The following is a 6,385-nucleotide window of genomic DNA, read 5'->3' as shown; positions in this document are numbered from 1 at the left end:
GCGGCGGGCGGCCGGCTCGACGACGCCGCCCGTCGGGTCCTCGGCCTGCTCGACCCCGCCCTCGCCCACGACCGGGAGCTGGCAGCCGCCGTCACCGGGCACGCCGGGGCACTGGCGGAGAGTTGACCAGCCGCCCAGGGTTCCGCGGGGGCTCGGGAAGGCGCACCACTGCCCCTGGGCCGGGCCCAGGAGCGCAGTCGCGACGCTGATGTCAAGCCGCGCGCGGGACCGGCGGACCGGAGGAGCGCTCCCGTCCGTCACGCGACAACAGCGGTCAGCGCCCCGGAGGGCCGGACGGCCACACGTTTCCCGTCAGACCGGCAAGCACCGGTCAGCCGCATCCGGCCCTCCGGGGCCGCCCGACGACTCATGGAGGAGACTTTATGTACTGCTTCGAATTCCACGAAGGGGCAGACTCCTCCGGCAGCCGGGTCACCGAGCTGCGCCACGCAGGGCGCGTGCTGGACCGGCTGTGCACCGAGGCCACGGGAGCCGTCCCCGGGTATCGCTTCCTTCCGGTGTTCTTCCTGGCCAACGCGGTCTGTCTCGGCTGGTCGCCGACGCTGCAGCGGCTCGGCCCCGGGCTGCTCCTGCCTGACCGGCCGACGACCGTCGGCGAGGAGTCGGCGGAACACGCCGCCGCCGCTCTCGCCCACGTCTTCGCCCTCGACCGGCTCGACACCGACGTCGAACACCTCCTCGATCCCGATCTGGTCACCGCGGCCGTCCGGCTGACCACCCGCACGGCCCCGCACCTGACAGCGGCCGACTGGGAGCACACGCTGTGGACCGGGCTGCGGGCGTGGCGGGAGCTCTACCGGGGCTGTGGCGCGGTGGTCGTCGCCGATCCGGAACTGCGCTGTCTGCGGGTCAGCGGACAGCCGCTGTCCGCACCTCGGTCAGGCCGAGGCTGATCAGGGCGAACGCGGCGACCGGCTGACCAGCGCCGAGCATGATGAACTGAAGCAACTCCCGTAAGGAGTAGGCCGAGTCGAAGCGGGCGAACGAGATGTTGGAGCCGCGTCCATGGTTGTGTCCAGGGAATCGACCGTACCCGGCCGAGGCCGAGCAGGTCATTGACCATCTGCGTGACAGAGGGTCTCGGGGGCGATCCCGTCTGCCGGGTGCTCCAACTGTCGCCGTCGACGTACCTCGCCCGCGAGAAGCGGCCGAAGTCGGCCCGCCGGCTCCGCGACGAGCAGCTGACGTGAACCTTCCCCTTCCAGAGGAACCAGGTCGTGTCGTCAAATGGCGCGTCTGCGTGACCAGTGGTGTGGTGGCGTAGCGAGCGAGGCACGCTGTCGTGCCTTGTTGGTGTCGAACCCGCGTCGCCTGCCGCCACAGGTATCGCATTCGTGTATCACGTGACCTGTTCGGGTGTAAGTCCGTGAACGAGAAGGAGGCACGGTGTCTCTGGCGATGAAAGTGGTGGTGCAGGCCCTACGGCTGCGGCCGAAGCCTCTCGCCTCGGCCGGTGCGATCGCCGCGGAGGTCGACCGTGACCGCCCCGACGCCGAGGTGCCGCGCACACTCCTCAGGGCGTACGAGGTCCGGCGGAGCAGCGTCGTGGGCATGCCGGTCATCACGCTCACCCCAAGGGGTGTTCACCCTGTGGGGGAGCTGCTCTATACGCACGGCGGCGCGTACGTACACCCGCTGGTCACACCGCACTGGCACATCATCGGAAACCTGGGGCTGGCCACCCCGCTGCGCGTGACTGTCCCGCTGTACGCGCTCGCCCCCGAGCACACCGGCGACGAGACCTACCCCAAGCTCCACAAGCTCTACGACAGCCTGACCGCATCCGGGTTGCCGGTGATCGCCGCGGGCGATTCCGGGGGCGGCGCTCTAGCGATGGCGCTCGTCATCCGCGCCCGGGACGAACACCGTCCGCTGCCCGACGCGGTCCTGTTGTTCTCGCCCTGTGCGGACGCGACCCTGACCAACCCCGACATCCCAGTCATCGAGCCGCGAGACCCCATGCTCGGCCGCGAAGGAGCGCTGTGGGCCATGCGCCGTTGGGCCGGGGACCGCCCCCTGCGACACCCCTGGCTCAGCCCGGTCAACGACAGCCTGCGCGCACTGCCGCGGATCTGCGTCTTCCATGGCGAACGCGACATTCTGTGCCCCGACGCCAAGAAGATGGTCGCCAAGGCCAAGGCCGTCGGCACCAACGCTGAGATCAGCCTCTACCCCGACGCCTTCCACGTCTTCGTCGGCCTCCCACAACTCCCCGAATCGCGGGCAGCCCTCGCCCACGCCAGAGAGATCATCAAAAACGTCACCGCGACCTGACCCCACCACGGGGCGGACGCTGCCCCGGCCCCGCTACCGCTGCCCGTTCACAGGTGCCCTTGAATACTGGATCATGATCACATGACAGGTCGCCATGAACTTCCAGAGCGGGAATGGGAGTTCGTCCTGCCGTTGCTGCCCCGGGCGACCCGGGGACGGAAACGGGCGGACGACCGCCGGGTCCTGAACGGGATCTGGTAGAAGTTCCGCACAACAAGACGCTGACCTGCCTCGCAGGCACCGAGCCGGTCGTCGGTGCCCAGCGCCGGTCGGTGCAGCGGCTGCGGTTCTTCGTGTCAGAGTCGACGTGGGATCACGAGAAGGTCAACGCGCGTCGGATCGAGATACTTCTGGCCGATCCCGGGACCGCGCCGCACGCGGGCGGGGTACTCGTGATCGACGATTCCGGAGACCGCGAGGACGGCAAGGCGACCGCGCACATCGGCCGGCAATGGCTGGGCCGAAGAGAATCTCCACTATCCGCTCGGATGTCCCGGGCGATCCGGGTGCCGTCGATCGTGGTGGTCACGGTGGCGAACCACTTTCTGTGTCGATGAACGATCCGTCCGCGGCAGCGGAATGGTGCCGGGCGCTGCCCCGCCCGACCGCGGTGTGCGGCGTCGGGGACCCGGACGGCTACGACGACGACCGGAGCGGACCGTACGGTCCGCGCCGCGTCCGCCGCCGCGGCGGCCGGTTCCGCCTGTCCGGCCTGTTCCGGCGTGTGACAGGCCGCCTGCCCCTGTTCCTGTCCCTGTTCCGGGCAGCTTTCGTGTCGAGGTGGAGACTGAACCGATGGTTCAGGCGAAGACGATGGTGTGGTTGCCGTCGCGGATGACCCGGTCCTCGGCGTGCCACAGCACCGCTCGGGAGAGGACGGCGCGTTCGACGTCGGCGCCGCGACGGGTGAGGTCGGCGGCGGTGTCGGCGTGGCTGACGCGCACGACGTCCTGCTCGATGATCGGGCCCTCGTCGAGGTCCTCGGTGACGTAGTGGGCGGTGGCGCCGACCAGTTTCACACCGCGTTCCTTGGCCTTGGCGTAGGGGCCGGCGCCGATGAAGGCGGGCAGGAAGGAGTGGTGGATGTTGATGACCGGGACGCCGACCCGCTCGATGAAGTCGCCGGAGAGGATCTGCATGTAGCGGGCGAGGACGACGAAGTCGACGTTGTCCTTCAGCAGCTTGAGGTGCTCGGCCTCGGCGGCGGACTTGTCCGCGCCCAGGGACGGGACGTGGAAGAACGGGATGCCGAAGCCGCGTACCTCCTCGGCCACGTCGGGGTGGTTGGAGATCACCATCGGGATGCTGACCGGCAGTTGGCCCCGCCGGTGGCGCCAGAGCAGATCGAGCAGGCAGTGGTCCGACTTGGAGGCGAAGATCGCCATCCGCTTCGGCGCCGACATGTCGCGCAGCGTGTACGTCAGGCCGTAGTTCTCCACCAGCGCCGTGTCGAGGTCGGCACGCACCGCGGGCAGCGCGGCCCTGAGGCCGTCCAGGCCGAAGACGGTGCGCTGGAAGAAGGAGCCGCCGTGCGGGTCGTCCGAGTACTGGTCGAGCGAGACGATGTTCGCACCGTGGTCGCTCAGCACCGAGGTGACCGCCGCGACGATGCCGGTGGCGTCGGCACCCTGGACGATCAGCGACGCTTGGCGATCGGGCCCCTTGTTCCTCTTGGCGGCAGTGGTGGGAGCGGTCTGGATAACCGTCATGCGCGGGCTTCCTTCCGGAACTGGGCGATCCATTCGGAGGTGGCCTTCAGACCGCCGAACGTATAGAAATGGACCTTCACTTCTCCGTGCCGTTGCCGGTCGTAGCCCTCCGCGAGGGCGTGCAGGAACGTGTCCGGGCCGGCCGTGCCCATCAGGTTGGTGAGGGACAGGCCGTACTTCTTGGCGATGGAGGCGCTGGTGCCGACGCCGAACCGGGTGGCGTACGACATCAGCCGTCGCACCCCGGCGGGGCCGGGCACCCCGATGCGGACCGGCAGCGTGATGCCGTGGCCGCGGACCTGTTCGATCCAGCCGAGGACCGGGTCGACGTCGAAGCCGAACTGGGTGATGACGCTGCCGTCCAGGCCCTGGGCGGCGACGGCGGCGCTCTTGGCGCGCAGCGCCGACCAGAGCGAGTCGTCGCTGATGGCCGGGTGGCCCTCCGGGTAACCGGTGATGCCGACGTGCCGGACGCCGTACTCCCGCAGCAGCCCCGTCTCGATCAGAGCGAGGGAGTCCTCGTAGGGGCCCTCGGGCCGGGCCGGGTCGCCGCCGACGGCGAAGACGTCCGCTGCGGTGCCGTCGTCGCGCAGTCCGGCGAGGAACCTCTCCAGTTCCGCCCGGGAGCCCAGACGGCGGGCCGAGAGGTGCGGTACAGGGACGAAGCCGAGGCGTTTGACCGCCCGGGCGGCCGCCAGGCGCACGGGCAGGTTCTCGTTGCCGAGGAAGGTGACGTTGATCCGGGTGCCCTGTGGGATGAGGCCGACGGCCTCCTCCAGCTTGGGCACGTCCTTGCCGGTCATCTCCAGGGAGAAGTCCTCCAGCAGTGCCGTACTGACAGCCGTGGACGCTGTGCTGAGGGGATTCATGGTGCCTCCTGGGAAGGTGTCACGGTACGGCCAGCCGGAACGCCCGCTGCCGGCCCGGTCAGGCGTCGCGGCGGTAGTCGGTGCGGGCGTGCCGGTCGAACGGGCTGGGCTGGACGGTGGCGCGGATGCGGGGAAACCCGAGGTCGGCCTCGGGGTCGGTGCCCCGGCCGGGGTGCTCGCCCCAGACGACGGTCACCTCGGTGCCGGGCGCGGCGTGCGCGGCGTCGACCAGGGTCAGGGACAGCACGGTGCCGACCGGGTCGATGGCCGCGGTCTGCATGGTGACGCCGGCCGGGCCGGCGGAGGTCTCCACCCGGTGGCGGGCGTAGCTGAGGAGGAACCCGGGGTCCGCTCCCTGGCCGATCACCCGGCGCACGTCGTCCGGGTCGAAGACGAGGGTGACCTTCTTGCGCAGGTTCTCACTCTCCTTGGCCTTGAGGAGGGCGTCCCGGCCGTGGAAGTCGTGCCCGAAGTGGATCATCTTCCCGTAGCCCAGCTCGAACGGGGAGACGTAGTAGTCCTCGATGTTCTCGGAGAAGTAACTGCCGTTCAGCGGGCGCTTGCCCTCGATGCCGAACAGCGGGAGCCAGGCGCGGTACTCGGCCAGCTCGGGGTCGGTGTAGATGCCGGGGACCGGCGAGGGAATCCAGCCGCTCTCCACGCTCGGCGTTGCGTACGCCAGCGCGCCGACCTGGACCAGGCCGAGCGGCTCGCCGGCCTTCACGAACGCCTCGTGCACGTACGCGGCGTGCTCCCAGAAGCCGATGAACTCGTAGCCGGCCTGGCCCGCCATGCCGTGCCGCAGTGCCTTGAAGGCACGGCCGTCCAGGGTGACCGGCGTGGAGTGGAAGAACTTGGTCTGCGGAATCGGGCCGCCGAAGACCTTCTCCATCAGGTCCAGGGCGAGCGGCCCCTGGATCTGGTAGCGGAACAGCTTCGGGTCACCGCCGCCGGGGCGGAACGCGGAGGACGGGTCGGTGGTGAAGGAGACGTCGTAGCCGTTCTTCTCCGCGTGGTACCGCACCCAGTGCTGGGACGCCGGGACACCGCTCAGCACATAGCTGTTCTCCGCCTCCCGGGAGAGGATCCCGTCGGTGACGATGTGACCGTGGCGGGTCACCGGCACGTACTGCTTGGCCTGGCCGACGGCGAACTTCTCGAAGTTGTTGGCACCGTACTCGGCCAGCACCCGGGTGGCGTCCGGGCCCTCGATCCACAGGTCGAACATGTGGTGCGACAGGTTCAGCAGCGCCACGCCCTCGTGCCAGGCGCGCTGCTCCAGGCGCCAGCCCGCGTACTCGCGCTCCACCACCTCGGGCGTCCAGGGCTCGGCGCCCGGCTGCCACAGCAGGTCGACGGGCGAGCCCGCCTTGTCGATGCCGTCCTGGAGGCTGGGGGTTGTCATGCGGCTCCTGCTTTCGAGGTGGCTTGGTTTCCGTCGGCTGCGACTCGGGAACTGCTGTGCCCAAGCGGCCGCTTCTTCCGGACCGGCCCCTTCGGAGAAGGCACGGA

General features: G+C 69.8%; 7 protein-coding genes and 1 pseudogene. 5 read left to right on the top strand and 3 right to left on the bottom strand.

The window, feature by feature from the left end; all coding sequences use genetic code 11:
* Window positions 1-383: 383 nt before the first annotated feature.
* The 5 genes and pseudogenes from AB0G32_RS37520 to AB0G32_RS37500 all read left to right on the top strand — a co-directional run bounded on the left by AB0G32_RS37520 (window position 384) and on the right by AB0G32_RS37500 (window position 2,852).
* Complete coding sequence (locus tag AB0G32_RS37520) at window positions 384-914, top strand: hypothetical protein (RefSeq protein WP_361174437.1); 531 nt, start codon at window positions 384-386, stop codon at window positions 912-914.
* Between the two features lie 174 nt (window positions 915-1,088).
* Window positions 1,089-1,211, top strand: a complete 123-nt coding sequence (locus AB0G32_RS37515) for a hypothetical protein (RefSeq protein WP_361174434.1) — start codon at window positions 1,089-1,091, stop codon at window positions 1,209-1,211.
* A 196-nt stretch (window positions 1,212-1,407) separates the two neighbouring features.
* Complete coding sequence (locus AB0G32_RS37510) at window positions 1,408-2,295, top strand: alpha/beta hydrolase (RefSeq protein ID WP_361174431.1); 888 nt, start codon at window positions 1,408-1,410, stop codon at window positions 2,293-2,295.
* Between the two features lie 81 nt (window positions 2,296-2,376).
* Window positions 2,377-2,493, top strand: a pseudogene (locus AB0G32_RS37505) (IS5/IS1182 family transposase); the annotation flags it as partial.
* Window positions 2,490-2,852 carry a transposase gene (locus AB0G32_RS37500; protein ID WP_361174443.1) on the top strand — a complete coding sequence of 121 codons (363 nt, stop codon included), beginning with the start codon at window positions 2,490-2,492 and terminating at the stop codon, window positions 2,850-2,852. The pseudogene AB0G32_RS37505 and the gene AB0G32_RS37500, both read left to right, overlap by 4 nt.
* A 243-nt stretch (window positions 2,853-3,095) precedes the next feature.
* On the opposite strand, the gene purU is transcribed toward AB0G32_RS37500, so the two are convergent.
* From purU to AB0G32_RS37485, 3 genes are read right to left on the bottom strand one after another with little or no spacing between them, the layout of a single operon-like run.
* Window positions 3,096-4,004: a formyltetrahydrofolate deformylase gene (purU, locus tag AB0G32_RS37495; protein WP_361174428.1), complete on the bottom strand. Its 909-nt coding sequence runs from the start codon at window positions 4,002-4,004 to the stop codon at window positions 3,096-3,098.
* On the bottom strand, window positions 4,001-4,873 hold the full coding sequence (locus AB0G32_RS37490; protein WP_361174425.1) for a methylenetetrahydrofolate reductase: 873 nt from the start codon (window positions 4,871-4,873) through the stop codon (window positions 4,001-4,003). The genes purU and AB0G32_RS37490 overlap by 4 nt, the downstream gene beginning before the upstream one ends.
* A gap of 58 nt (window positions 4,874-4,931) precedes the next feature.
* Window positions 4,932-6,278 carry an aminomethyl transferase family protein gene (locus AB0G32_RS37485; RefSeq protein ID WP_361174422.1) on the bottom strand — a complete coding sequence of 449 codons (1,347 nt, stop codon included), beginning with the start codon at window positions 6,276-6,278 and terminating at the stop codon, window positions 4,932-4,934.
* Window positions 6,279-6,385 lie beyond the last annotated feature (107 nt).

The sequence above is a fragment of the Streptomyces sp. NPDC023723 genome (assembly GCF_040639815.1).
Classification (GTDB): domain Bacteria; phylum Actinomycetota; class Actinomycetes; order Streptomycetales; family Streptomycetaceae; genus Streptomyces.
Note: the sequence above shows the minus strand (reverse complement) of the source record. Positions and strands in the feature narration are given on the sequence as shown.

Coding starts and splice junctions, on each gene's coding strand:
- purU (WP_361174428.1), bottom strand. CDS start 4,004: ATGACGGTTATCCAGACCGCTCCCACCACTGCCGCCAAGAGGAACAAG.
- AB0G32_RS37490 (WP_361174425.1), bottom strand. CDS start 4,873: ATGAATCCCCTCAGCACAGCGTCCACGGCTGTCAGTACGGCACTGCTG.
- AB0G32_RS37485 (WP_361174422.1), bottom strand. CDS start 6,278: ATGACAACCCCCAGCCTCCAGGACGGCATCGACAAGGCGGGCTCGCCC.
- AB0G32_RS37520 (WP_361174437.1), top strand. CDS start 384: ATGTACTGCTTCGAATTCCACGAAGGGGCAGACTCCTCCGGCAGCCGG.